This is a genomic window from Bacillus sp. UNC41MFS5, from assembly GCF_000686805.1.
Map to the genome: position 1 here is coordinate 280,598 of NZ_KK366017.1, position 25,421 is coordinate 306,018.

The following is a 25,421-nucleotide window of genomic DNA, read 5'->3' on the forward strand; positions in this document are numbered from 1 at the left end:
TTTATCTATGAACCTCTTTCGATAACCTTCATAAACTGTTCAGAGAGGTTAGGTAAATGGGGTGTAGGAATGGGAATCATTCGAACGGATCATTGGATTGAAGAGGAGTTTGACAGACCTGTTAAGCTGTGTGAGAAACTAGAGCCATTTTTTAAAAAGCAAACGCCAAAGGAAATATACAATCAATTATTGAATTTTGGTATGTACCGGCCGTCTCGATCCGCTCGGATTATTGTTGATCGAATGAAAGAACAAAAGGCTTGGGATCAAGTGGAACAACTCTTTCATCACTATAAAGAGAAATGGAATGGTCCTGACATACCGGTATTTCTTTTTCCCGTAGCACAAGCCGGCGGGCTCTTTCTCAGAGAAGTTAAAAGTAAGGCTGGTGTCTCGTTTCCTGATAAAATGTTTCTATTTCTCTCGGATTTTGAGGATCCGAAAGAAATAGAGGCACTATTGGTCCATGAATATCATCATGTCTGCCGACTAAGACTGTTGAATAAAAGAATGGAAGACTATAACTTGCTTGATTCGATCATCATTGAGGGACTAGCAGAATATGCTGTTTTAAAAAACTGTGGACCGGAATATTTAGCCTCTTGGTGCCGTATGTATAATGAAAAGGAGCTAATGAAATTCTGGGATAAATATATAAAAAAACAACTTAAAACGAAAAAGAGTGAAAGATTACACGATGAGTTACTTTATGGACAGGGAAGGCTGCCTAACCTACTCGGTTATGCTATTGGATATAATATTGTAAACCATTTTTATAAAGCCAATCATTATTCTACGAAACTTTCTTTTACAAGTTCCCCTAGAAAATACTTAGATTACTATAATCTTCAAATTGAAAAAAACCAATAAATTAAAGCTTTTCCTGATGAGTTAGTTATCAGACATTGGTAAATATTCAAAAAAATCTTGCAATTGTAACAATTCCGTAATAGAATTTCAATTAAATAGAGTCAATAGACAGAATTATTCAAAAAGTTAGAGGGTGTACTATGAGCACAAAAAAATCGCTGCACAAAGAGGCACCATTGCTCGAGGTGAAAAACATAGAGACGGCATTTGATATTGACGGAACTGATTATAATGCAGTAGATAATGTTTCATTTAATGTTAAGCCAGGACAAATTGTTGGAATTGTTGGAGAGTCTGGTTGTGGCAAATCCGTTATGAGTCTCTCCATTATGAAGCTTTTACCTAAGGGAAGCGGAAAAATTAAAACAGGTGAGGTTATTTTTGATGGAATAAATCTAGAGAAAATGTCCGAATCTCAAATCAATAAAATTCGTGGGAAAGACGTCTCGATGATTTTCCAAGAGCCGATGACTTCATTAAATCCAGTTTTTACAATAGGCTATCAACTACAGGAAGTCCTTTTTAATCATTTAAAAATTACGAAGCAAGAAGCCAGGCTAAAATCTATCGCCCTATTAAAAAGTGTCGGAATCTCACGACCTGAAAACCTGGTTGATGAGTATCCACATCAACTATCCGGCGGGATGAGACAAAGAGTGATGATTGCGATTGCCATTGCTTGTCAGCCTAAATTATTAATTGCTGATGAACCAACGACTGCGCTTGATGTTACTGTTCAGGCTCAGATATTAGAACTTCTAAAGGAAATTCAAGCAGTAAATGACATGTCTGTAATTTTAATAACCCATGATTTAGGTGTGATTGCTGAAATGTGTGATGAAGTTATGGTGATGTATGCCGGAAGGATAGTTGAACGTACGGATGTTGATACGCTTTTCCATAATCCAAAACACCCATATACTAGTTTACTATTGGGGGCAATCCCGAAAATGGATGGACAAGAAGAACGGTTAAGTTCGATTAAAGGTATCGTCCCATCGCTTATTAATATGCCAAAAGTGGGCTGCCGTTTTGCGAATCGATGTCCAAAAGCAATGCCTGAATGCACGACAATTACCCCTTTACTTGAAGATGTAGAACATGGCCATGAAGTTGCATGCTTACTCTATGAAACAAGTAAACCAATTAAAGGGGTGAGATCATGAGTACCGTTTCAATACATAAACAGGGTGCCCCTTCTCCCTTACAATCAGAAAATCTATTAGAGATTAAAAATCTTAAAACCTATTACCCTGTTAAAGGTGGATTTTTGAAACGCACAATTGGAAATGTAAAAGCAGTGGATAATATCTCTTTTGAGATAAAAAAAGGAGAAACGCTAGGGCTAGTTGGTGAATCTGGCTGTGGTAAATCAACTGCAGGGAGAACAATACTTCGACTACTAAAACCCACAGAGGGCCAAATTCTCTTTAATGGTAAAGACATTACCAAAGTATCAGGTAAATCACTTCGCGAGATTCGGAAAGATATGCAAATGGTTTTTCAGGATCCATATGCTTCTTTGAATCCTATGCAAATGGTAGGGGACATTATCGCCGAGCCGATATATAACTTCTCTAAAAGAACAAAGGTGGAATTAAAACAGGAAGTTATGGATTTATTAAATAAAGTAGGGTTACCGGCAGATGCTTATTATAAGTATGCACATGAATTTTCTGGCGGTCAGCGCCAAAGAATTGGAATTGCTAGAGCGCTGGCACTAAAGCCCAAATTAATAATTGCCGACGAACCTGTTTCAGCACTCGACGTCTCAGTCCAATCTCAGGTTTTAAATTTGTTAAAAGATTTACAAGAAGAATTTAACCTTACTTTTCTTTTTATAGCACATGATTTAAGTGTTGTTAAACACATGAGTGATCGAATTGGGGTCATGTATCTAGGTAATATGGTTGAGGTTGCAGATAAAACCGATTTATATGCTGAGCCTCTCCACCCATATACACAAGCGTTAATTTCAGCAATTCCATCTCCAGATCCCAGGGTGAAAAAAGAGCGGATTATCTTAACAGGTGATGTGCCAAGCCCAATTAAACCTCCAACGGGATGCTCATTCCATCCGCGCTGCCCCATGGCAATGGAGCAATGCTCAAAAAGTAAGCCGGTATTAAAGGAGGTGAAGCCCTCTCATCGGGTAGCTTGCCACCTTTACTAGAAAAGCGGAAGCGCCTGAACGCTTTCACTAGACAGTAACGAAAGGAAAAATACAAATTATAGGGGGGTAAACAATGAAGAAGAGAAGTTTGCTTATGCTAGCAGCATTGATGCTGGTTCTATCCGCATTTTTAGCGGCTTGCAGCGGCGGAGAAAAGACAGGGACAAGCAAAAACGAAGATGAGGGTAATACTGGTGAAACTGCTGGAAAACCTCAAGATGGCGGGACACTAGTTTATGCACTTGATTCTGCACCGGAGGGTAAATTTAACTACTCATTTTATGGAAATGCAAGCGATCAGTATGTCATTGATTTCTTTGATGAAAACCTAATTGATTATGATGAGAATCTAAAGGCACAGCCACATATCGCCTCATGGAAAACAGCAGATAATAAAGTGTTTGATTTCGAAATCAAACAAGGTGTAAAGTGGCACAATGGCGAAGAATTATCAGTGAAAGACTGGGAATTTGCATTGAAAGTTATCGCTGATAAGGATTATGATGGTCCACGTTTTGATAACGTAAGAAACATTGAGGGTGCACAAGATTATCATGATGGAAAAGCGAAAGAAATCGCTGGTATTAAAGTAGTGGATGACTATCACATCCAAATCACTTTTGATAAAGCTCGTGTAAACAACTTGGATAATCTTTGGACATACCCGATGAATCGTACGGAATTTAAAGGACTTGCAGTAAAAGATATGATGGCATCCGAACAAGTTCGGACTAAGCCTGTTGGTTTAGGGCCATTTAAAGTAACGAAAGTAATTCCAGGTGAATCCATAGAAATGGAACGCTTTGATGATTACTTTGGCGGCAAACCGCATATAGAAAAAGTAGTTATTAAAGTGATCGATCCATCTCTTTCTGTTGGAGAACTTAAAAACGGAACGCTTGATATGACTTCTTTCCATCCAAGTATTATTGATCAAGTCAAAGCACTTGATAATGTAAATGCTGTAACCTATCCAGGCGTAAGCTACTACTATGTTGGTTTCAGATTAGGTACTTGGGATGGCGAGAAAAACATCATGAACGAACCTAAATATCAAGAGAAAAAGCTTCGTGAAGCAATGTATTATGCAATCAATCGTGAAGAATGGGTTAAGGCGTTCTTCTTTGGTGTAGGTAAGCCAGTAAACCGTCCTATTCCAACAAACCATTGGATTGCAGCACCAAATGAAGATTTAGAACAATACAAATATGATCCTGAAAAGGCCAAGGCATTATTAGATGAAGGTGGATACAAAGATATTGATGGCGATGGCTTCCGTGAAGATCCAAATGGGAAGAAATTTGTTGTTAATTTCAGCCACTATGCAACTGATAACCCTACATTTGAATCGCGCGCTAAGGCAATGACTCAATATTGGGAAGCAGTTGGTTTGAAAACGAAATTAACAATGACAGATGTAAACCTATATTATGAAATGCTTGATAAAGCTGATAAATCAATGGAAGTATTCTTCGGTGGCTGGTCAACTGGTGCAGACCCAGATCCGACTCCACTTTGGGGATCAAAAGCTGTTTGGAACTATCCACGCTGGGTAAATGCTGACAGTGATAAATTGTTAGATCAAGCACTTGATATCAGTGTTGTAGGAACCGATAACGAAAAGCGCAAGGAGCTATATGTAGAGTGGCAAAAACTATTCATGAAAGATTTACCAGCTTTACCAATTGCTGAACTAGAAGAAACAATGGCAGTCAGTAAGCGAGTGCAGGACGTTAAATTTGACGTATCTGGTATGAATCGTCCAAACGAATGGTGGATTAAGCAATAGGATCTTCTAAAAAATACTAACTCAATCTTAAACTTCAAATGGGAGAAGGCTTACTTCTCCCATTTGAATAAGTTGGTAATGATGATTAACACAGTTCATGTGTACCAAAGCTAATCAGACAAGGAGAATGCACATGCTGAAATATGCATTTCGAAGAATATTGGGAATGATTCCAATGTTACTCCTTACCTCCATTGTAGTATTTACATTGGCAAAATTAATGCCAGGCGATTCACTAAGTGGAGAAATAGATCCTCGAAATACAAATCCAGAGTATATCGCAGATATGCGTGAGAAATTGGGTTATAATGACCCACTGCCTCAGCAGTATTTCCGTTGGATTGGTGGATTCGTTGAGGGGGATTTTGGAAAATCAACACGTTTCAAAATAGAGGTATCCGAGGTTATTGGTGAGCGTCTCCCTAACACGATACTTTTAGGGTTTTCCTCCATTTTAATAACCTATATTCTCGCATTTATAATGGGTTCCTATGCAGGACGAAAGCCATATACCTTAACGGATAATCTAATTGGAGGATTAAACTACATAGGTTTGGCTATCCCATCTTTTATTGCTGGGGTATTCGCCATTTTCTTCTTTTCATTTACACTAGGCTGGTTTCCATCAAATGGTTCAGTCGATATTAGTGTGACAGATGGAACCATTGAATGGTGGTTAAGTCGATTACATCATGTCTTTCTGCCTGCAGTCGTACTTGGATTATTAAGTACAGCTAGTTATACTCAATTTTTACGTAACGATATTATTGAAAATAGCCGCAAGGACTATGTACGTACAGCACGTGCAAAAGGCACGCCGGAACGAAAGATTTATAATGTTCATATTTTAAGAAACTCAATTATTCCGCTTATAACCTTTTTAGGATTTGATATTGTTGCCATTATTAGCGGTGCTATTATTACTGAGACAATTTTTACCTATCCTGGTCTGGGACAACTATTCCTACAATCAGTAGGGACGAGGGATTATCCAGTATTATTGACGTTGACAATGTTATTCTCCTTCTTAACACTAATCGGCAATTTAATAGCTGATGTCTTATATGGTGTTGTAGATCCGAGAATTAGGCTAGATTAAGGGGGAGAATAAAATGCAAATAGCAACACAAAAGAAGAAAAATGTTTTAGTAACACCCCCAAAAAAAAGTTTTTCTCCTTTTGCAATAGCACGAAAGAAATTTGTGAAAAATAAATTGGCAATGATTAGTCTTTTCTTTTTATTGATTGTTACGATTGTTTCTATCCTCGCACCCTATATCACAACGGCAGATATTACGAGAATCAATATTGGGCAAATGTCGTTAGAGCCAAGTGGTGAACATTGGTTGGGAACAGATAAATCTGGACGGGATGTATTTACAAGATTACTCTATGGCGGACGTATATCTTTGTTAGTGGGCATCAGTTGTACATTATTTGTTATAATACTGGGAACGTTAATCGGCTCAATCTCAGGCTATTTCGGCGGGGCGGTTGATAGCTTATTAATGAGATTTACCGATTTTATCTTAAACTTTCCATTCCTTGTATTTGTCATTGTTCTAAATGCCATCCTTTTTGGAAAAGTTAATGGATTATGGGTTTTAATTGGGACAATAAGCTTGCTAAGTTGGGGGGGGATTGCCAGGATTGTCCGTAGTAAAATCCTTGCCGAAAAAGAAAATGAATACATTACAGCAGCCATTTCTATTGGTTGTTCACCTGCAAAAGTTATTGGGAAGCATCTTCTTCCAAACATTTTATCTACCATTATTGTTCAAGCGACGATTACGTTTGCAACGATGATTGTTGCTGAAACAGGATTAAGTTTTCTTGGCTTTGGTGTACCGCAAGAAATTCCGAGCTGGGGAAATATGTTGAATTCAGCAAATGAGCCGGATGTTCTTCAATTCAAACTTTGGATTTGGGTTCCGCCAGCACTAATAATCACAATAACCATCTTATCAATTAACTTTATCGGAGAAGGTCTAAAGGATGCGTTTAATCCAAAATCAAAACGTTAAAAATCTGCCATTAACATGGTGGATTTTTTTTGTTGGCGTGTCAAAGGTCATTGTTGATTGAAGTACATAAATGTAATTGGAGCAAAATATATATAAAGGAATAATTTAACTAAGGTCTGCCCATACTGATTTACAAACAGTTTCTTGAAGTGAGGGGTTGTACAATGTTGTATCTTCATGATGTATGGGTAAATTGGTTTGAAGGGGAAGAAAATGGTTACAATGTATGCCATTTCCATGAATGGCGCAAGGATGATGGCGTGGAGTTATTAGACCAAGTGCCATTGATGAAAGTTGAACCGATTTTGTTTAATTACATTGAAAATGATTTGTCTGAATTACCTCAACAGCTCTTAGATGATATCTATCAGAAAGCTTATTTGAGGAAGAATCACGAAAGAGTTCAACTTGACTATTGCTTTGTAGTCACAGATGGAATTGGTATATTAGCCATTGATACAATTGGATATAATATTCCGATCCGTAAAAGCCGGTTAATTCCAAGGCAAGAGCAGTTAGTTTATGAAATGATAAGTCAACATGAGGCTAATAAATACCACTTTTATGAGCAGCCAAAAATAAAGGACTATCACATTCTCTCACCTGAACCGGAATTGATGAGAGGTTTAACAAGAAAAGAACGCCAACTAAAACAACTATTATTTATGGCACTTGACCAATTACTCTCATCGAGTAATGAAGCAGAAGTAAGGTATTGGTACACTGAATGGTGTCCGGAGAATTATTCAACGATTCAAGCTTTAAATTTTGAAGCAGCATGGGAACAGTTATTTGAGGAAACAAAGGACGGCTGGTCGAAGAGGCATGAAACATTTTGTGAAAATCTAATAAAAGGACAGCCGTTTTTTGAAAAACTTTGGGAAATGGAACACGGTCCGAAAGTAAATTAAAAGCCGGACCCAAAAGATATAAACAACATATCTTTTGGGTCCAGGCTTTTTTTATGCTATCTTTTCTTACGACCTAACCCCATAGCATTTTCCATTTTCTTTAAAGTCTTATTAGCCACTAAATTTGCTTTTTCTGCACCCTCATCCAATATACGGTCAAGTTCGGGTGAGTCAAGTAATTCATAGTATCTTTCTTGTATTGGTGTAAAGAAATTGACAACGACATCCGCTAGGTCACTTTTAAAATCACCATAGCCTTTCCCTTCATACATTCCTTCAATTTCAGATATAGATTTTCCACCCAAGATAGAGTAAATCGATAATAAATTTGATATGCCAGGTTTGTTTTCTTTATCGAATTTAACAATCCCTTCGGAATCGGTCACAGCACTCTTAATCTTTTTCACCATTTGCTTTGGATCATCTAAAGGTGTGATATTAGCTTTTTGGTTTGGATCAGATTTGCTCATTTTTTTGGTTGGTTCTTGCAGAGACATAATTCTTGCACCAACCTTAGGAATACTTATTTCAGGAATGGTTAAAATGTCGCTGTATTTTTTATTAAATCTTTCTGCTAAGTCACGTGTTAATTCCATATGTTGCTTCTGATCTTCTCCAACAGGTACTAAATCCGTATTATATAGAAGAATGTCAGCTGCCATAAGAGGAGGATAGGTCAATAAACTGGCCTGTACTGCTTCCTTCCCTGTTGATTTATCTTTGAATTGAGTCATTCTTTCTAATTCACCGATATAGGCTACACACTGCATCATCCATCCCGCTTGAGCATGAGCAGGAACTTCTGATTGAACAAACAATGTGGCTTTGTTTGGATCAATTCCAACTGCTAAATATAACGCAGCTAAACTTCGGATATTTTTACGCAGTATTCCTGGATCCTGCGGAACGGTAATGGCATGCTGGTCCACGATACAAAAAAAGCAATTGTATTCGTTCTGCATTTCTACAAACTGTTTCAACGCTCCAATATAGTTACCAAGTGTTATTGTTCCACTAGGCTGAATACCAGAAAAAATCGTTTTCATAATAATTTCCTCCTAAAAAATATATAAAAAAAAACCATTCATCCCCTAAAACGAATAGGGACGAATGGTTCGCGGTACCACCCTAAATTACTCAAAAAAGAGTCACTCATTGCCAAAATCATCTCGAAGACAATTTAGCCACCTTTTAACGCAAGGTTACGTCTAATCCTACTTATAATATAGTACATAAAATTAATTTGTTCAGATAGAGGCTCCAAAGTCCATTCCGTATTTATTCGTGTTTGTTTCCACCACCCACAAACTCTCTGTTCCGAATGTAAATACGTACTACTCTTTATCATCGCCTTTTAAGCAACTATACAATTGTACTTATTATAATGAAACGAATAATTATTTTCAAGTCAGTTAAAAATAATATATGACAAGGGCAATAAGCATGAACAGCCCATTAATAAGCCCGTAAAAAACTAGGGGTTTTTGGTTGAATGTTACAAGTTCTGATAAAGGAGGTATTTCATCAAATCGTCTTTTATTATGGCCTCTTTGAAACGCAAAACTAAAAGATCTTGAAATGACGTCATAGAAGCCTGAATGGATAGTATAAACAAGCAAAGAGGTAAGCAAAAGTCCTGCTGAGAAATAAAAAGATATATTGATATAGCTTAACAAAGAAACTTTGTGATAATTAAAGAACGAAATTAAAATAATCACTAGTTGTGTGAATGCTAAAATTAAGAGTTTTTTCTTAAGTTGATAATTCACTAAATAACCTCCAAAAGATTGATTTAATAGGGGTTCACTTAAGTATATTATATTAAAAATCTGTATAAGTATAAATTATAACACAGGGAAATGTAATGAAAACGTAAAGATTGTTGCTAATATGTAAATAAAGTTCAAAAAAATAATGTACAATTTGTAGAAAATATGTATAATAGAGAATGTAGTAATTTTTCAGAATAATAGAAAAGGGAGGTCTACTAGTGAAGAAATCAAAACTTTCACTACTATTAGTACTATCACTAGTTCTTAGCATGTTCCTTGCAGCATGTTCGGGCGGAAACAAGAATGAAGGTACGTCCAAAAATGAAGGCGATAACAAAGCCGGCACTGAAGAAACTCAATTAGCAGATGAGCAAGTTCTAAATGTTCTTGAGTCTGCAGAAATTCCTTCAATGGACAGCGTAATGTCTCAAGACGTATTGAGCTTCACAATGTTAAATGCTACAAACGAAGGTTTATATCGTTTAGATCCAGACCAAAAAGTTATTCCTGGAGTTGCTGAAGCAGCACCAACTTATAATGATGATAAATCAGTTATCACAATTAAATTAAAACAAGATACAAAATGGTCTAATGGTGACCCTGTAACTGCACATGACTTTGTTTTTGCATGGCAACGTGCAATTGATCCGAAAGTTGCTGCTCCATACGGTGCATACTTCATGGAAGGCAAAATCAAAAATGCATCTGAAATTGTTGCTGGTAAAGCAAAACTTGATGATCTAGGTATTAAAGCTCTAGATGATTATACTTTGGAAATTACCTTAGTAAGACCACTTCCATACATTGAATCTTACTTAACTTTCCCATTGTTCTTCCCGCAAAACAAAAAGTTTGTTGAAGCGGAAGGTGCTAACTATGCGAAAGATGCTACTCACCTACTTTACAATGGTCCATTTAAAATGACTAAGTGGGATGGTCCTACTGGTACTGAGTGGGTATTAGAAAAGAACGGTGATTATGTAAATGCAAAAGACGTTACTTTAGAGAAAATTAACTTTAACGTTTCTAAAGATCCACAAGCTTCTGCAAACGCATATACTGCTGGTGAAGCTGATATCACACCAAAACTTGCACAAGCTGCAATCCTTTCTCAATTTGAAGGACAAAAAGATTTACTTCGCTATCAAGAGCCATCAATCTGGTGGTTAAAAATGAACGAAAAGAACCCAGCATTGAAGAATGTTAATATCCGTAAAGCAATTGCTTTAACTGTTGACAAAAAAGCTTTAACAGAGGATGTATTAGCAAACGGATCAATCCCTGCTGATTTCTTAGTGCCAAAAGGATTCTCTTATGACACAAATAATAAGGATTTCCGTGACACTACTGGAACATACCTAAGCACGAATAAAGAAGAAGCTAAAAAGCTTTGGGAACAAGGTCTTAAAGAAACTGGTCTTAAAGAAGTTAAGTTTACTTATGTAGGTCAAGATACTGAAACTTCAAAAGTAACTGATGCATTCGTTAAAGATCAGTTAGAGAAAAACTTACCAGGATTAAAAATTACAATCGAAGCAGTTCCTTTCAAAATTCGTATTGCTCGTGAAGATGCTGAAGATTATGATTTATTAATGGGTGGTTGGGGACCTGACTACGCTGACCCAATGACATACATGGATTTATGGGTTACTGGCGGCGGACAAAACCACATGAGCTATGGTAATCCTGAATTTGATAAGTTAATCAAATCAGCTAGTGAAGAACTTGTAGCTAAGCCACAAGATCGTTGGAAAGCTCTTCAAGATGCAGAAAAAATCTTGTTAGAAGATGATGCGGCAATCGCACCACTTTACCAACGTTCCGTGAACCTACTAATCAATCCTAAGGTTCAAGGTTTTGCTCACCATGCATTTGGTCCTGACTATAGTTACCAGTGGATTAAAATCACAAAATAGTAACTATAACTAATCAAATAAGAAGAGAGTATATTTACCAATATACTCTCTTTTTACCTGTGTGAGAATTGTCGTAAGATGTCGAAAATTCAAAATAATTAGGAGGTGTAGGCATGGTCAAATATATACTAAAACGTGTTGGCTATATGATTATTACACTTTTTATCGTAACATCGCTTACCTTTTTCCTCATGAAGCTAATTCCAGGTAGTCCCTTTAATAACTTCGAAAAGCTTTCTGAAGTTCAGCGAAATATTTTGCTGGATAAATATGGCTTGAACGACCCCCTGCCTGTTCAATATTTTAACTATATGATGAACTTGGTGAAAGGGGATTTAGGAGTTTCCTTCCAATTTGATAATACCCCTGTGACAGAACTTATTGCTAATCGCCTGGGGCCTTCTGCACAATTAGGTTTTCAAGCTATGGTTGTAGGTTCAATTTTAGGTATCTTATTAGGTGTAGTTGCTGCGTTAAAGCAAAACACTTGGATAGATTACGGTTCTACTTTTATCGCAGTAGTTGGTAAATCGATCCCATCATTTATTTTTGCTGGATTAATGCAATATTATATTTCGGTAAAATTAGGATGGCTTCCAGTAATGTTATGGAAAGGTCCTGAATATACGATCCTTCCTACAATTGCACTAGCGATGTTCCCAATCTCGATTGCAGCGCGTTTTATGCGTACTGAAATGGTTGAAGTATTAGGGTCTGATTATATTACTTTGGCGAGAGCTAAAGGTGCGAGCCGCTGGCAGATTAGCTTTAAGCATGCCTTAAGAAATGCCTTAATACCTGTTGTAACTGTATTAGGACCTTTAGCAGTTAGCTTAATGACTGGGTCCCTTGTTATTGAGCAAATTTTTGGAATCCCAGGAATTGGAGAGCAGTTCGTTAAATCAATTAATATGAATGATTACCCAGTTATTATGGGTACTAACATTTTATTTGCGGTCCTATTTATCGTAGTAATCTTAATTGTTGATATTCTTTATGGAATCATCGACCCACGTATTCGTGTATCGGGGGGGAAAACTAAATGAGCAACAAAGACATAACAATTTCAAAGGATATGTTTGCTCCTGTCCATATTGATCCATCAAAAAGTGAAAAAATTGCGAAACCAAGTTTAAATTTCTGGCAGGATTCATGGCTTAGAGTTCGGAAAAATAAAGGTGCTGTAGTCAGCATGATCATCCTAGTTATTATGATTATCATGGCCTTTGTTGGACCAATGATTACGCCATATTCCTACGATACACAAAACACTAAACATAATAATTTGCCACCGCGAATACAAGGTTTAGAAGATGTTCACTGGCTTCCGTTTGATGGAACATTGTCAAGAAGAGATGGTACAGTTTATAACGCTTATGAAGTTCGTAAGGTGGATGCCTATTATTGGTTTGGTACAGATGGTTTAGGCCGAGACCAATTTGCACGTGTTTGGAAAGGTACACAAGTATCGTTATTTATCGCTTTTATGGCTGCGTTAATTGATATGGCTATTGGGGTTGCATATGGAGCAATCTCAGGATATCTTGGTGGACGTATAGATAGTGTTATGCAGAGGATCATTGAAGTAATTGTTGGTATACCGAACCTGATTGTTGTTGTTTTGATGATTCTCGTGTTAAAACCAGGTATTATCCCAATTATTATCGCCTTAACCATCACCGGATGGACAAGTATGGCCCGTGTGGTACGTGCCCAAGTATTAAAATTTAAAGGTCAAGAATTTGTTTTGGCTGCTAAAACTTTAGGTGCTTCAAATTCGTCAATTATTTTTAAACATATGATTCCAAATATGTTTGGTGTAATTATTATTAATACGATGTTTTCCATCCCGAATGCCATTTTCTTTGAAGCATTTTTAAGTTTTATCGGGTTAGGATTACAGGAACCTCATGCATCCCTTGGAACATTAGTAAATGCAGGATTTAAATCGATGATTGCTTTTCCTTATCAAATGATTATTCCTTCCATTATGATTGCGTTAATCATGGTATGCTTCAACCTTGTTGCAGACGGATTACGTGATGCGTTGGATCCAAAAATGCGTGATTAGAAGGCAGGTGGATGTAAATGGAGAAAATTTTAGAAGTAAAAGACTTAAATATATCGTTTCATACCTTTTCAGGTGAAGTTAAAGCTATCCGTGGCGTAAGTTTTGATTTATATAATGGTGAAACCTTAGCCATTGTAGGTGAATCTGGTTCAGGTAAATCTGTAACAACCAAATCAATCATGCGTTTACTTCCTGAGCACAATTCAGAAATTAAAGGCGGCCAGATTCTATTTGATGGTAAGGATTTAACAAAATTAAAGGATAAGGATATGCAAAAAATCCGTGGGAAAGATATATCAATGATTTTCCAGGATCCGATGACGTCTTTAAATCCAACCATGAAAATTGGCAATCAGATTATGGAACCTCTTATTAAACACCAAAACATGAGCAGACACGCAGCAAAGGAAAGAGCAATTGAATTATTAAAGCTAGTTGGTATTCCTAAGGCGGAGTTACGTGTGGATCAATATCCTCATCAGTTCTCTGGGGGTATGAGGCAAAGGGTTGTTATCGCTATTGCTTTAGCATGTAACCCGAAAGTTCTTATTGCTGATGAACCGACAACTGCACTTGACGTAACCATTCAAGCACAAATTCTTGAATTAATGAAAGATTTGCAAAAGAAAATTGATACATCAATTATCTTTATTACGCATGATCTTGGTGTGGTTGCAAATGTAGCCGATCGTGTTGCTGTTATGTACGGAGGAAAAATAGTTGAAATTGGGACTGCTGATGAGATTTTCTATAATCCAAAACATCCATATACATGGGGATTAATTAGTTCAATGCCTGATATGGATACCCAAGATGATGAACTATTCTCTATTCCGGGAACACCACCAGATTTATTAGATCCACCAAAAGGTGATGCGTTTGCACCACGTAATCCATTTGTTATGAAGATAGATTTGGAGCAAGAACCACCATTCTTCAAAGTGTCGGATACGCATTATGCTGCAACATGGCTGCTGCATCCGGATGCACCTAAGGTTGAACCGCCTGCTGCAGTACTAAGACGCCAAAGTCAATTTGCAGGTAAACCTGGAGTTGTGTCAGTAGGAAAGGCAAGTCAAGCTGCATTCCCTGGAATAAAGGAGGGGAAATAAATGGCTCAAAGTGAGAAGTTACTTGAGATTAAAAACCTAAAGCAATATTTTAATGAAGGTAAAACAAATGAAGTAAAAGCTGTTGATAATGTATCCTTTGATATTTATAAAGGCGAAGTAATGGGCCTTGTTGGTGAGTCTGGCTGTGGCAAGTCCACAACTGGACGTACAATTATCCGTTTGTATGATGCTACTGGCGGAGAAGTTTTATACGATGGAGTAAATGTTCATGGGAAAAAATCAAAGAAACAATTAAAAGAATTCAACCGAAAAATGCAAATGATCTTCCAAGACCCTTATGCATCTTTAAATCCTAGATTAAAAATAGCAGATGTTATTGCCGAGGGAATTGATATACATGGTTTAGCAAAGTCTAAGGAAGACCGGATGGAGCAAGTGTATGAGCTCCTAGAAACCGTGGGCTTGAATAGAGAGCATGCAAACCGCTATCCACATGAATTTAGTGGTGGTCAGCGTCAAAGGATTGGGATTGCACGTGCCCTAGCTGTACAACCGGAATTTATTATTGCCGACGAACCGATTTCAGCCTTGGATGTTTCTATCCAAGCTCAGGTCGTAAACCTAATGAGAAAACTGCAAAAAGAGAAAAGCTTAACCTATCTGTTTATTGCTCATGATCTTTCAATGGTTAAATACATTAGTGACCGGATCGGTGTTATGTATTTTGGTAAAATGGTTGAGCTTGCGCCTGCGGATGTACTCTATAAAAACCCACTTCATCCGTATACTCAATCACTTTTATCCGCAATTCCATCTCCAGATCCAATCAGTGAACGGACTCGTAAACGGAGATCTTATGACCCAGCAAGTCATAACTACGAGCCTAATGAACCTGTGGAATTTAGAGAAGTTACACCAGGACACTTTGTATTATGTTCTGAGAAAGAATTCAAACAATTCCAAGCACAATCTAAATAAACATAAAAAAAACGATCTCCCTGTTGAGATCGTTTTTTCACCTGTTAACGGCAATTATTAAGTATTCTTATTTCCGATTTCCTCCAACAGTTTTCCATCCAGTCTGGTATTTGGCACTTTCATCAACAAATTCACTTCGATTTTTACCACCGAATACCTTTTCTCCAAAACTGTTTGTAATTACACCCATTAAGGCTGTGATTCCTACAATTAATAAAGCAACAATCGTTAAATCCAATATGTATGAGCCCATGGTAATAACCCCTCCATTAATTAGATATTTGTGGTGCAAATTTAAATATCCCCTACTTTATTGTAAAAGAACTTACTGTTGATTTAAAGAGGAAATTAAATTACATTGATAAGTTTTCAAAACACAATGAATGCGTTTTCATTTCGAATTTTTAATTGAGAATACATTTATGGTTTAATTTTCTTAAAAATAGGGTAACTCATTATTATAAGTAATTTATTTCATGAAGACCCTTGCTGTTTCAATCATTGTTGACGAACATTATAACAGATGAATAATTATTAGTGCAAAATTACAGATAAAATAATTAAAAAACATGAAACTTTTAGAAGAATTATTCGTCTAATATAGTGTAATCGAAATTTTTGAATGTTTTGCTCTTACAATATTTTTTGGAAAAAAGGATACACTTTTAAGAAACAGTGGTGTATAATCAATGATATAAATTACTTATTTATAATTATTATTGAAATTGGTACTACCTGATTACAACCAAATCGCTTGATTCAATATAATGGATATTAAATAATAGTCTCAAATAAAAGAGGAGTGTGAAGATCGGATGGTAACACTATACACTTCACCAAGTTGTACATCATGCAGAAAAGCAAAATCATGGCTAGAAGAACATGAAATTCCATACACAGAGAGAAATATTTTTTCAGAGCCATTAACCATGGAAGAGATTAAAGAGATTCTTCGAATGACCGAGGATGGTACCGATGAAATTATTTCTACAAGATCAAAGACATTTCAAAAATTAGACGTTAACCTAGATGCAATGCCGTTACAAGATCTATTTGGTTTGATCAAAGAAAATCCAGGGCTATTACGACGCCCGATTATCATTGATGAAAAACGATTACAGGTTGGGTATAATGAGGATGAAATCAGACGATTCCTTCCAAGAAGAGTTAGAACGTTCCAGCTGCGCGAAGCACAGCGAATGGTTAATTAAATAAATAGGCCTTCATTTAGGAGGTCTTTTTTTGTATATAAAAATTATATGTTATCATTTGTAGTTTCGGTGTCACTTTGCTACAATAAAAAGAATATCGTACCGCTAATTTTAGGCAGTATCACGGTTTTTAGATTTTAGCCTTTTTTATTTCCCTTATTAGTACTTTTATCATAAAATAAAGTACATGAGTATTTACTTTTTGCCCTTTGAAAATTCTTATGGATTTAAGTAAATGCTAAGGCAGTATCTGCTTGGGGGTATTTAGTCCCTTCAATCTGGAAAACGGAAGGGAGAGGTTTAGATGGAGATTGAACGCATTAATGAAAATACAGTGAAATTTTACATTTCATATGGTGATATAGAAGAACGAGGCTTTGACCGTGAGGAAATCTGGTACAATCGGGAACGAAGTGAAGAACTCTTTTGGGAAATGATGGATGAAGTTCATGATGAAGAAGAGTTTGTAATTGAGGGTCCTCTTTGGATTCAAGTTCAAGCTCTTGATAAAGGTTTAGAAATCCTTGTCACTAAAGCACAACTATCAAAGGATGGTCAAAAGTTTGAATTACCCATTCCAAATGACAAACTAAAAGATCTGCCAGTTGATGAGCAAATTGATGAGATTCTGGATCATCATTTCAATCCAAATCATACAAATGAGGAAGGTATATTACTTGAGGAAGAAACATTAGAATTCCTCATTGGTTTTAAAGATTTTGAGGATGTCATTAGTTTATCCAATCGGGCAGGTTTAGATGACTTAGTGACAAAGCTTTATCATTTTGAAGGGAAATATTATCTATTTACAGAATTTCCTGAAGACTTATTTGAAGAAGATGAAATTGACGATATATTAAGTATTTTGCTTGAATACGGTGTTGAGACACAACTTACAATACATCGAATTCAAGAATATGGTAAAGAGATAATTTCTGATAATGTTTTTGCTGAATTACGAAAACATTTTCGCTAACTAATGTACCGATTTCAATATTGAAATCGGTATTTTTAGCATTAATTATTTTGGAAATAAATTCTGGCAGGTGAGGACACTGAAAAACACAGTAAGGGTTATTTTATTTTTGTTGCTATTATCCATACTATGGTTTTTCTTTAAGGATCGTTTAGCTAGTGGAATTTTTGGTATCCTGAGTGTACTTGTTACACTGTCGGTCATATTCATAGGTTTTGTAATTTTCCTTGAGAACCGCCGCCATCCAACACAAACGATTACATGGTTAGTGGTATTAGGCAGCTTTCCATTAGTTGGTTTTATTTTTTACCTCCTCTTTGGAAGAAATTATCGTAAGGAAAAGATGTTTAGAAAAAAATATTTTCTAGATAAACAAGCTTTTTTGACCGTTGAAGGGGAAGAAGATCCGAGAAATGATGAAAAACTTAGTTTAATGGGTGAACATCAAGGGAAATTATTTAACTTGGCTCAAAAACTAGGGAATAGCCCAATCTCCTTTGACACTGCTACAAAAATATTAACAAACGGTGAGGAAACCTTTCAGCATATTATTGAGCAATTAAAAAAGGCAAGACATCATATCCATATGGAATATTATATTGTTCGTCACGATCGTATAGGGCAGGAAATAAAAAATCTATTGATTGAGAAAGCCCATCAAGGTGTTAAGGTGCGTTTTTTATATGACGCAGTGGGTTCTTGGCAGCTTTCAAAATCTTATATTAATGAACTTAAAAATGAGGGGATTGAAATGGTTACTTTTGGACCTGTAAAACTCCCATTTTTAAATAATAAATTTAATTTCCGGAATCATCGTAAAATGATTATCATTGATGGAAATATCGGCTTTGTAGGCGGGCTAAATATTGGGGATGAATATCTGGGGAGAAATAAGCAGATAGGGTTTTGGCGTGATACTCATTTAATGCTTCGAGGTGAGGCAGTAAGAACGCTGCAGTTAATTTTTTTACAAGACTGGTATTATATGACCAGTCACAGTTTCTTAACAGCCGAATACCTATCACCTCAGATTAATGATGAAAGTCACGGTGGGGTGCAGCTAATTGCTGGGGGACCGGATAATGAGTGGAGTGTAATTAAGAATATTTTTTTCTCCATGATTGCAAGCGCAGAGAAATCAGTTTGGATTGCATCCCCTTATTTTATACCGGATGAAGATATTTTTTCAGCCATAAAAGTAGCTGCACTTAGTGGTATTGATGTACGACTTCTTGTACCAAATAAACCAGATAAACGGATTGTCTTTCATGCTTCAAGGTCATACTTTCCGGAACTTTTGGACGCAGGGGTTAAAGTTTATGAATATGAGCGGGGGTTTATGCACAGTAAGATTGTCATTGTTGATTATGAATTAGCCTCGATTGGGACATCGAATATGGATATGAGAAGTTTTCATTTGAATTTCGAGGTAAATGCTTTCTTATTTCGTACAAATAGCACACAAAAGCTTGTTGAGGAGTATTTAAATGACCTTGAATTTTCCAAACAATTGGATAAAGCAACCTTTGATGACAGACATCTTGGTTTTAAGGTACTTGAATCGACGGCAAGACTACTCTCGCCTTTACTCTAAACTAATAAAAAACTCGTCAAATTGGCGAGTTTTTTTATGTTCTAAAAGGAATTTATCGAATTTTGACGAATTTACATAGAGAAAGGAGGATGAAATAATTGTTAACGGCTCAAACCAAAATGGGTGAATGTATCTGTCTCGGCCTGGATTATAAAAAAGATACTCTTTTAGAACTTCGCAGTAAAGAAGAATTTTTTTGCCCTATTTGCGGGGAAAGCGTTTTGCTCAAATTAGGGGATCAGCGTATTTTTCATTTTGCCCATAAGCAAAGCGGAGTTTGTCGTGATTTTTATGAAAATGAATCAATATACCACATGGAGGGCAAACGTCAGCTCTATCAGTGGCTGGTGGAACAAAAGGTCCCTTCAATATTAGAGTACTATGATAAGGAAATTCAGCAAAGACCTGACATAATGTTCAAGTTTAATGGAGAGAAATTTGCATTAGAGTATCAATGTTCAACGATTCCAGAAAGTATACTTATCAAAAGGACCAATTCATATCTTCAGAACGGTTATCATCCCATATGGATTATATCTAGCAACCAAATCCGTACGAAAAGAAATAATATGGTTGCTTTGTCCAACTTTCAATACCTATTTTTACGAACAACTGCTGCAGGAAAGTTTTATATACCATCCTATTGCCCCGAAAAACAGCAATTTCATTTTATTGGATCCATTACCCCTTACTCGACAAGAAATGCCTTCGCTCATCATACTTTTTACCCAATAAGGAATATGGACATGAATGATTTATTAGAACCAAAGATCAACAATCAAATAGATTTTTCTAGTTGGAACAATCAAATTGAAAAATTTCTTCTTAATTGGACCCTCCATCCTAGTAAACAGCATCATTCATTTCTCCATGAAATTTATAACAGAAATCTTAATCTCTTCCTTTTACCGACAGAAATTGGCCTTCCAATCCCTCATTCGCTAGTCATTCAAACTTCACCGATTATTTGGCAAACCTACTTATTTATTGATTGTATTGTCAACAAATATGTTGGTGATTTAATAACCCTTCAGGAATTGTCTTTCCATTTCAATAAAAGGATTCGTAGAAAAGAAATTGTCTTAAGAAATTTACCACAGGTTACAACAGGGACATCGTTATCTGCCATCCTTGACTATCTTTTATTGTTAGAGCAATTGGGTATTATTACGAAAATGGGAGAAACCACATTTCAATTGAAACGGAAAATATTTATTCCTAGGACAAATAGAGAAAAAGAAGAAGCGAAGGTTTTATTTTTTCAAAAATATCAGCGTTTCCTATCGAATAGATAAATGAAAACTAACAGAAGGGCATACTATTAGAGGTGTAAATAGTTTCCTTTCTGTCAATTGCTAAAAGGAAATTGGAAAGATAAGGAGAATACTATGTAATGATACTTTCTATCACAGGTAAATATAGAATGGAGGATGAAGGATGGCAAATGAAACAGCAATAAAATCACTTCCAGCAAGAAGTGAAATCCCTGAACAAGATACATGGAAATTAGAAGATATTTTTTCGAATGATCAGGAATGGGAAAAGGAATTTCAAGAAGTAAAAAGCCAAATCCCAGGAATTAAAGAATTTGAAGGGAAATTAGGTGAAAGTGCAGAGACACTTTATAAAGCGCTACAATTCCAAGACAAACTGTTAGAACGAATTGGAAAGCTTTATACATATTCGCATATGCGTTATGACCAAGATACCACAAACTCTTTTTATCAAGGCCTGGATGACAGAATGAAAAATATGTATTCACAAGCAGCCAGTCAATTAGCTTTTATTGTCCCTGAAATTCTTTCTTTAAATGAGAACCAAGTAACCAGTTTCTTAAGTGAAAAATCGGAATTAAAGCTCTATGAGCATGCACTAGCTGAAATTAACCTGCAAAGACCACATGTCCTCACGGCAGAACAGGAAGCATTGCTAGCAGAAGCCAGCGAGGTAATGGATGCTTCTAGTAATACATTTGGGATGTTGAATAATGCAGACCTTGAATTTCCATCTATTAAAGATGAAAATGGTGCTGAGGTTGAAATTACTCATGGCCGCTATATTCGCTTCTTGGAAAGTGAAGACCCACGGGTAAGACACGATGCATTTAAAGCTGTATACAAGACATATGGTGATTTTAAAAATACATTTTCAAGTACGTTAAGTGGCAATGTGAAGAAGGATAATTTTAATGCACGAGTAAGAAAGTATGATTCAGCTAGACATGCTGCGCTTTCTGCGAACAATATCCCAGAAAGTGTGTACGATAACCTTGTAAATACGGTAACCGATAATCTTCATTTATTACATCGATATATAAAGCTTCGTAAAAAAGTTCTGGGTCTTGATGAACTTCATATGTATGATTTATTTACACCTCTAGTCAAAGATGTGAAAATGGAAATCAAATACGAAGAAGCGAAGGACTTAGTCATTAAAGGATTAGCCCCACTAGGTGATGAATATTCAAAAATATTAACTGAGGGCTTTGAAAATCGCTGGGTTGATGTTCATGAGAATAAAGGAAAGCGGAGCGGCGCCTATTCATCAGGAGCATATGGGACACATCCATACATTTTAATGAACTGGCAAGATAATGTAAATAACTTATTTACACTTGCCCATGAATTTGGCCATTCCGTGCACAGTTTCTATACTCGGAAATCACAGCCGTATCCTTACGGCAATTATTCCATTTTCGTTGCAGAAGTGGCTTCTACTTGTAATGAAGCACTTTTAAACGACTATTTATTAAAAACAATTGATGATGAACAAAAACGTATATACTTACTTAACCATTACCTAGAAGGCTTTAGAGGGACCGTGTTCCGTCAAACTATGTTTGCTGAGTTTGAACATATGATCCATCAAAAAGCACAAAATAACGAAGCCTTAACTGCTGATGCATTAACAGAAAGTTATTACGCATTAAATAAAAAATATTTTGGCGAAGAAGATATTGTAATAGATGAGGAAATCGGATTGGAATGGGCGAGAATTCCACATTTCTATTACAATTATTATGTTTATCAGTATGCTACTGGATTTAGTGCAGCTACAGCACTAAGCAAGCAAATTTTAGAAGAAGGCGAACCAGCGGTGAAAAGGTATATTGACTTCCTAAGTGCAGGAAGCTCAGATTATCCGATTGAGGTTTTGAAAAAAGCTGGAGTCGATATGACTAGTGCCGAGCCAATAAAAAATGCTTGTAAGGTTTTTGAAGAAAAACTGAATGAATTAGAGCAATTATTAACGCAAGCATAATGAAAGGGATGGTGCCAAACTGGCTGCCATCCCTTTCTAAAATCCTCTAAACTTTTTCCGGTCATTAAGGTAATTGATGAAGATAAATATCGCTACAAATAATATAGGGGTACTGAACAATAAAGGGAAAATCTTTAACAGTGCAAGGATTTGAAGAAAAAAGGCAATTAAAATAAAAACAATCATAAGCGTTAAAGGGAATTTTCTCATATATAAAGGCCACCCTCATAAAAGTGAGTTTTCATTTCTCTTACTACTATGTCTATTGTCCATTCCATGAATTTATGATAATTTGACAATTATGTGAAACAAAGCACATACTTATTGCCGTACATAGAATTAGCATGCTATATTATATACATGAAGTTGATCACAACAAACACAAACCCCTTTGTTTGACCGTGAAAAATTTCTCCCATCCCCTTTGTTCGTATAATAGAAAAATGCCTTGCAGTAGAATCTGCAAGGTATTTTTGTTTATTTAAAAGGTTAGGTTAAGCATATTGTTTATTTTGGCACCCTGTTGATTGGAGCGGAAGGCACGAAGACTCCTGCGGGAGAACGGGGCAGGGGAGACCCCGCAGGAGCGCAGCGACGAGGAGACTCCCCGGACCGCCCGCGGAAAGCGAAGTGCCTGGAGCGGAAATCAACAGGCAAGTGTGACAGAGCTATTGAAAAAATAAAGCACGCCGTTATAACGGCATGCATCTTATTGTTCGATATATCTCCAAAACGTACCATACTTAGCTGGAATTTGTTCCACCACTTGCTTTAAAAGAAGTTTTTTCATTTCCTTTTCAATTTGTGAAATCGACATATTATAAACAACAGCAATTTCTTTTGATGCTACAAATTTAAAAAATTTCAAAAACGATTCTAATGGCGGTGGAGGAGATTGGATTGGTTTTTCAGAAAGCATTTCTTCTAATATTTGGACATATACCTCATAGGGGTAGGAACCAGTAATCTTAATCCCTTCATCCTCCACATTTTCATTAAAAAATACTAAGGTAGGAATCTCTTGTACATCCATTTCAGAAGTAATTTTCAGATCACATTGGAAAGCTTTTGCTGCACTTTCAGAATGGATATCATACATGAATTCCTCCACATCCAACCCAAGGCTCCGAGCGCAATCTTTTAACACCTCAAGATTAGAAACATTTAGTTTCTCTAAAAATAATCCTTCTTGGATTCTCCGTAAAAAACGGAGTCCAGCCCGTCGCCCTTGTAATTCTGCTGCTTTTAAAGCGATGGAAACAGTATAAGGAGAATCGACAGGATTCTCTAACCATAGGCTTCCATCACATGACATTCCTGACCTGCTAGCAGTTTTCTCCCACACCTGAGCGATATTCTCGAAATTCTTTTTCTTACTTATATTTAAATCGGCTAATCGTCCACTTAAAATATGCTTAATTGAAAAATAACGTCCATATTCGATTTGCAACTTCTTTAAAATCGGCTCTAATGCCCAACATTCAGGACATAAAGGATCAATAAACATGTAAATCTCAATCGGCTTTTTATCACTGCATTGCCGCTTTGCACTCGAAGATTTTGAACTATTCACTATCTTCACCTGTGGTCTCGTCATCGTTAGGCGTATTAATCATATGTTGTGCCGTAAGATAAAGTCGTGAATAAAATTCATCTCTTATGGGACCCTCCAAGCCTATTTTGTCCATTGCTTGTGACATGCATGCTAGCCAGGCTTTGGCACGTATAGGAGTAACTGGAAATGGCAAATGACGTGCACGCATCATAGGATGGCCATGTTCTTCAGTATACAATGAAGGACCGCCTAAATATTGAGTTAAGAATTGCTTTTGTTTCCGAGCAATTTCTGTAAATTGATTTGGGAATATTGGAGCTAGGTCAGGATGTTGTGCAACAAGGCCATAAAAAGTGTCCACAAGACGGTGTAATGTTTCTTCACCAATGGATTCAAATGGTGAAAGCTTTCTTTCAATCATGTTGCCAACTCCCTTAAATGTAGTATGTAGATTTATTTTATCAATGCATATTTCATATCTCAAATGAATTGCTTTGAAAATGGAAATTTGTCAATTAAACATATTAATAATGTATGCCATGTGAGCAGTTCTTAATAGAAAAAGCAGGAATTAGGAAGTTGAAAATATCTCCAATTAAATTAAATCTACATTCAAATACATTTAAGATCCATTACCATTTGATTGAAGGTATTTTCGGTAATAGAAACGGCGAATTTTATTTTCTGTTAAACGACCAGGAATCTTAAATTGTTCAAGCAGTTCAAAGAAGAGTTTCTCTCCAGTCTGATAGTTTTCAACCTCATATTCTAATTCATAATCTTCAGTTTCTAGATAGATACTGTGGTCCAATACCAATAATCCTTGCTTATACTCGAATTCAACTCGCTCGGTTATTAATGACCCAAAATATTCAAGTGTTGAAAAAGAAATATCACTTTCCTCTATAAGACGTTGAATGATTCCTGTTGGAAGTTTTCCAAAGTGAATGGCCAATTGTGCTTCATCTTCACTGATTGTCTGATTGGTCTCTAGAAGACCTACCTCTGCTGGCTGTTTTAAGGTCATTTCGTAGTTTAAGCCTTTTTTTCGAATCCTTAGCGCGGTATCTTTACTCTTTAAAGCAAAATTTGGTGTATCAAAGTAATGGTTTTCCTGTTTAAAAATTTGATTTTTATCTACCTTAAAAAACTTAAGCAAATGTTCATATTCATTCTTTGTTAGGATGTTTTTAAATTCAATTTCAATATTTTGTGTCACGTGTTCATCAACCTTTCTAAAGGGGGAT

23 protein-coding genes and 1 other annotated feature are annotated in these 25,421 nt (G+C 36.2%); of the genes, 17 read left to right on the forward strand and 6 right to left on the reverse strand.

The annotated features are described in order from the left end of the window. Nucleotides 1–69: 69 nt before the first annotated feature. The 7 genes from BR30_RS33905 to BR30_RS0117725 all read left to right on the forward strand — a co-directional run bounded on the left by BR30_RS33905 (nucleotide 70) and on the right by BR30_RS0117725 (nucleotide 7,767). Nucleotides 70–870 carry a DUF2268 domain-containing putative Zn-dependent protease gene (locus BR30_RS33905; RefSeq protein WP_051633670.1) on the forward strand — a complete coding sequence of 267 codons (801 nt, stop codon included), beginning with the start codon at nucleotides 70–72 and terminating at the stop codon, nucleotides 868–870. Nucleotides 871–1,010: 140 nt separating this feature from the next. Then, a complete protein-coding gene (locus BR30_RS0117700) occupies nucleotides 1,011–2,036 on the forward strand; it encodes an ABC transporter ATP-binding protein (RefSeq protein ID WP_026566130.1) in 1,026 nt (341 codons plus the stop codon). Then, nucleotides 2,033–3,043 (forward strand): ABC transporter ATP-binding protein, encoded by a 1,011-nt coding sequence (locus BR30_RS0117705; RefSeq protein ID WP_051633671.1) that lies wholly within the window; start codon nucleotides 2,033–2,035, stop codon nucleotides 3,041–3,043. The genes BR30_RS0117700 and BR30_RS0117705 overlap by 4 nt, the downstream gene beginning before the upstream one ends. Before the next feature lie 73 nt (nucleotides 3,044–3,116). Further along, the gene (gene opp4A, locus BR30_RS0117710) at nucleotides 3,117–4,832 is read left to right on the forward strand and encodes an oligopeptide ABC transporter substrate-binding protein (RefSeq protein ID WP_026566132.1); all 1,716 of its coding nucleotides are present in this window, start codon (nucleotides 3,117–3,119) and stop codon (nucleotides 4,830–4,832) included. Between the two features lie 133 nt (nucleotides 4,833–4,965). Continuing rightward, nucleotides 4,966–5,931, forward strand: a complete 966-nt coding sequence (gene opp4B / locus BR30_RS0117715) for an oligopeptide ABC transporter permease (RefSeq protein ID WP_026566133.1) — start codon at nucleotides 4,966–4,968, stop codon at nucleotides 5,929–5,931. Between the two features lie 13 nt (nucleotides 5,932–5,944). Then, nucleotides 5,945–6,856, forward strand: a complete 912-nt coding sequence (opp4C, locus tag BR30_RS0117720; protein WP_026566134.1) for an oligopeptide ABC transporter permease — start codon at nucleotides 5,945–5,947, stop codon at nucleotides 6,854–6,856. Between the two features lie 164 nt (nucleotides 6,857–7,020). Further along, the gene (locus BR30_RS0117725; protein ID WP_026566135.1) at nucleotides 7,021–7,767 is read left to right on the forward strand and encodes a YjbA family protein; all 747 of its coding nucleotides are present in this window, start codon (nucleotides 7,021–7,023) and stop codon (nucleotides 7,765–7,767) included. 56 nt (nucleotides 7,768–7,823) lie between these two features. Here BR30_RS0117725 and trpS read toward each other — a convergent pair whose 3' ends face one another. Together trpS and BR30_RS38895 are read right to left on the reverse strand one after the other, a co-directional pair. Beyond that, entirely contained in the window at nucleotides 7,824–8,816 is a 993-nt protein-coding gene (trpS, locus tag BR30_RS0117730; RefSeq protein ID WP_026566136.1) for a tryptophan--tRNA ligase, read from the reverse strand. 50 nt (nucleotides 8,817–8,866) lie between these two features. Continuing rightward, nucleotides 8,867–9,124 (reverse strand) — a binding site (T-box leader). A gap of 55 nt (nucleotides 9,125–9,179) precedes the next feature. Next, nucleotides 9,180–9,536, reverse strand: coding sequence for a DUF3899 domain-containing protein (locus tag BR30_RS38895; RefSeq protein WP_051633672.1), 357 nt, complete (start codon nucleotides 9,534–9,536; stop codon nucleotides 9,180–9,182). Nucleotides 9,537–9,757: 221 nt separating this feature from the next. Here BR30_RS38895 and BR30_RS0117740 point away from each other — a divergent pair, with 221 nt between their 5' ends. The 5 genes from BR30_RS0117740 (at nucleotide 9,758) to BR30_RS0117760 (ending at nucleotide 15,577) form a co-directional block, all read left to right on the forward strand. Then, a complete protein-coding gene (locus BR30_RS0117740; RefSeq protein ID WP_026566137.1) occupies nucleotides 9,758–11,455 on the forward strand; it encodes a peptide ABC transporter substrate-binding protein in 1,698 nt (565 codons plus the stop codon). A 113-nt stretch (nucleotides 11,456–11,568) separates the two neighbouring features. Next, nucleotides 11,569–12,501, forward strand: coding sequence for an oligopeptide ABC transporter permease (gene opp3b / locus BR30_RS0117745; protein WP_026566138.1), 933 nt, complete (start codon nucleotides 11,569–11,571; stop codon nucleotides 12,499–12,501). Next, complete coding sequence (opp3C, locus tag BR30_RS0117750; protein ID WP_026566139.1) at nucleotides 12,498–13,526, forward strand: oligopeptide ABC transporter permease; 1,029 nt, start codon at nucleotides 12,498–12,500, stop codon at nucleotides 13,524–13,526. Before opp3b ends, opp3C begins: the two co-directional genes overlap by 4 nt. Nucleotides 13,527–13,543: 17 nt before the next feature. Next, nucleotides 13,544–14,638, forward strand: coding sequence for an ABC transporter ATP-binding protein (locus BR30_RS0117755; RefSeq protein WP_026566140.1), 1,095 nt, complete (start codon nucleotides 13,544–13,546; stop codon nucleotides 14,636–14,638). Further along, entirely contained in the window at nucleotides 14,639–15,577 is a 939-nt protein-coding gene (locus BR30_RS0117760) for an ABC transporter ATP-binding protein (protein ID WP_026566141.1), read from the forward strand. A gap of 67 nt (nucleotides 15,578–15,644) precedes the next feature. On the opposite strand, the gene BR30_RS0117765 is transcribed toward BR30_RS0117760, so the two are convergent. Beyond that, on the reverse strand, nucleotides 15,645–15,830 hold the full coding sequence (locus tag BR30_RS0117765; protein ID WP_026566142.1) for a hypothetical protein: 186 nt from the start codon (nucleotides 15,828–15,830) through the stop codon (nucleotides 15,645–15,647). Between the two features lie 562 nt (nucleotides 15,831–16,392). On the opposite strand from BR30_RS0117765, the gene spxA reads away from it, so the two are divergent. The 5 genes from spxA to pepF all read left to right on the forward strand — a co-directional run bounded on the left by spxA (nucleotide 16,393) and on the right by pepF (nucleotide 22,619). Next, a complete protein-coding gene (gene spxA, locus BR30_RS0117770; protein WP_026566143.1) occupies nucleotides 16,393–16,788 on the forward strand; it encodes a transcriptional regulator SpxA in 396 nt (131 codons plus the stop codon). Nucleotides 16,789–17,092: 304 nt separating this feature from the next. Further along, nucleotides 17,093–17,764 (forward strand): adaptor protein MecA, encoded by a 672-nt coding sequence (mecA, locus tag BR30_RS0117775; protein WP_026566144.1) that lies wholly within the window; start codon nucleotides 17,093–17,095, stop codon nucleotides 17,762–17,764. 79 nt (nucleotides 17,765–17,843) lie between these two features. Continuing rightward, nucleotides 17,844–19,358, forward strand: coding sequence for a cardiolipin synthase (gene cls / locus BR30_RS0117780; protein WP_026566145.1), 1,515 nt, complete (start codon nucleotides 17,844–17,846; stop codon nucleotides 19,356–19,358). 98 nt (nucleotides 19,359–19,456) lie between these two features. Then, a complete protein-coding gene (locus BR30_RS0117785; RefSeq protein WP_026566146.1) occupies nucleotides 19,457–20,653 on the forward strand; it encodes a competence protein CoiA in 1,197 nt (398 codons plus the stop codon). Between the two features lie 142 nt (nucleotides 20,654–20,795). Next, entirely contained in the window at nucleotides 20,796–22,619 is a 1,824-nt protein-coding gene (pepF, locus tag BR30_RS0117790; protein ID WP_026566147.1) for an oligoendopeptidase F, read from the forward strand. A 709-nt stretch (nucleotides 22,620–23,328) separates the two neighbouring features. Here the strand turns inward: pepF and BR30_RS0117800 are convergent. The 3 genes from BR30_RS0117800 to BR30_RS0117810 all read right to left on the reverse strand — a co-directional run bounded on the left by BR30_RS0117800 (nucleotide 23,329) and on the right by BR30_RS0117810 (nucleotide 25,393). Next, nucleotides 23,329–24,216, reverse strand: coding sequence for a ClpXP adapter SpxH family protein (locus tag BR30_RS0117800; protein WP_026566148.1), 888 nt, complete (start codon nucleotides 24,214–24,216; stop codon nucleotides 23,329–23,331). Next, entirely contained in the window at nucleotides 24,185–24,595 is a 411-nt protein-coding gene (locus tag BR30_RS0117805) for a globin domain-containing protein (protein WP_026566149.1), read from the reverse strand. The genes BR30_RS0117800 and BR30_RS0117805 overlap by 32 nt, the downstream gene beginning before the upstream one ends. Before the next feature lie 201 nt (nucleotides 24,596–24,796). Next, nucleotides 24,797–25,393, reverse strand: coding sequence for a CYTH domain-containing protein (locus BR30_RS0117810; protein WP_026566150.1), 597 nt, complete (start codon nucleotides 25,391–25,393; stop codon nucleotides 24,797–24,799). Between the last annotated feature and the right edge of the window lie 28 nt (nucleotides 25,394–25,421).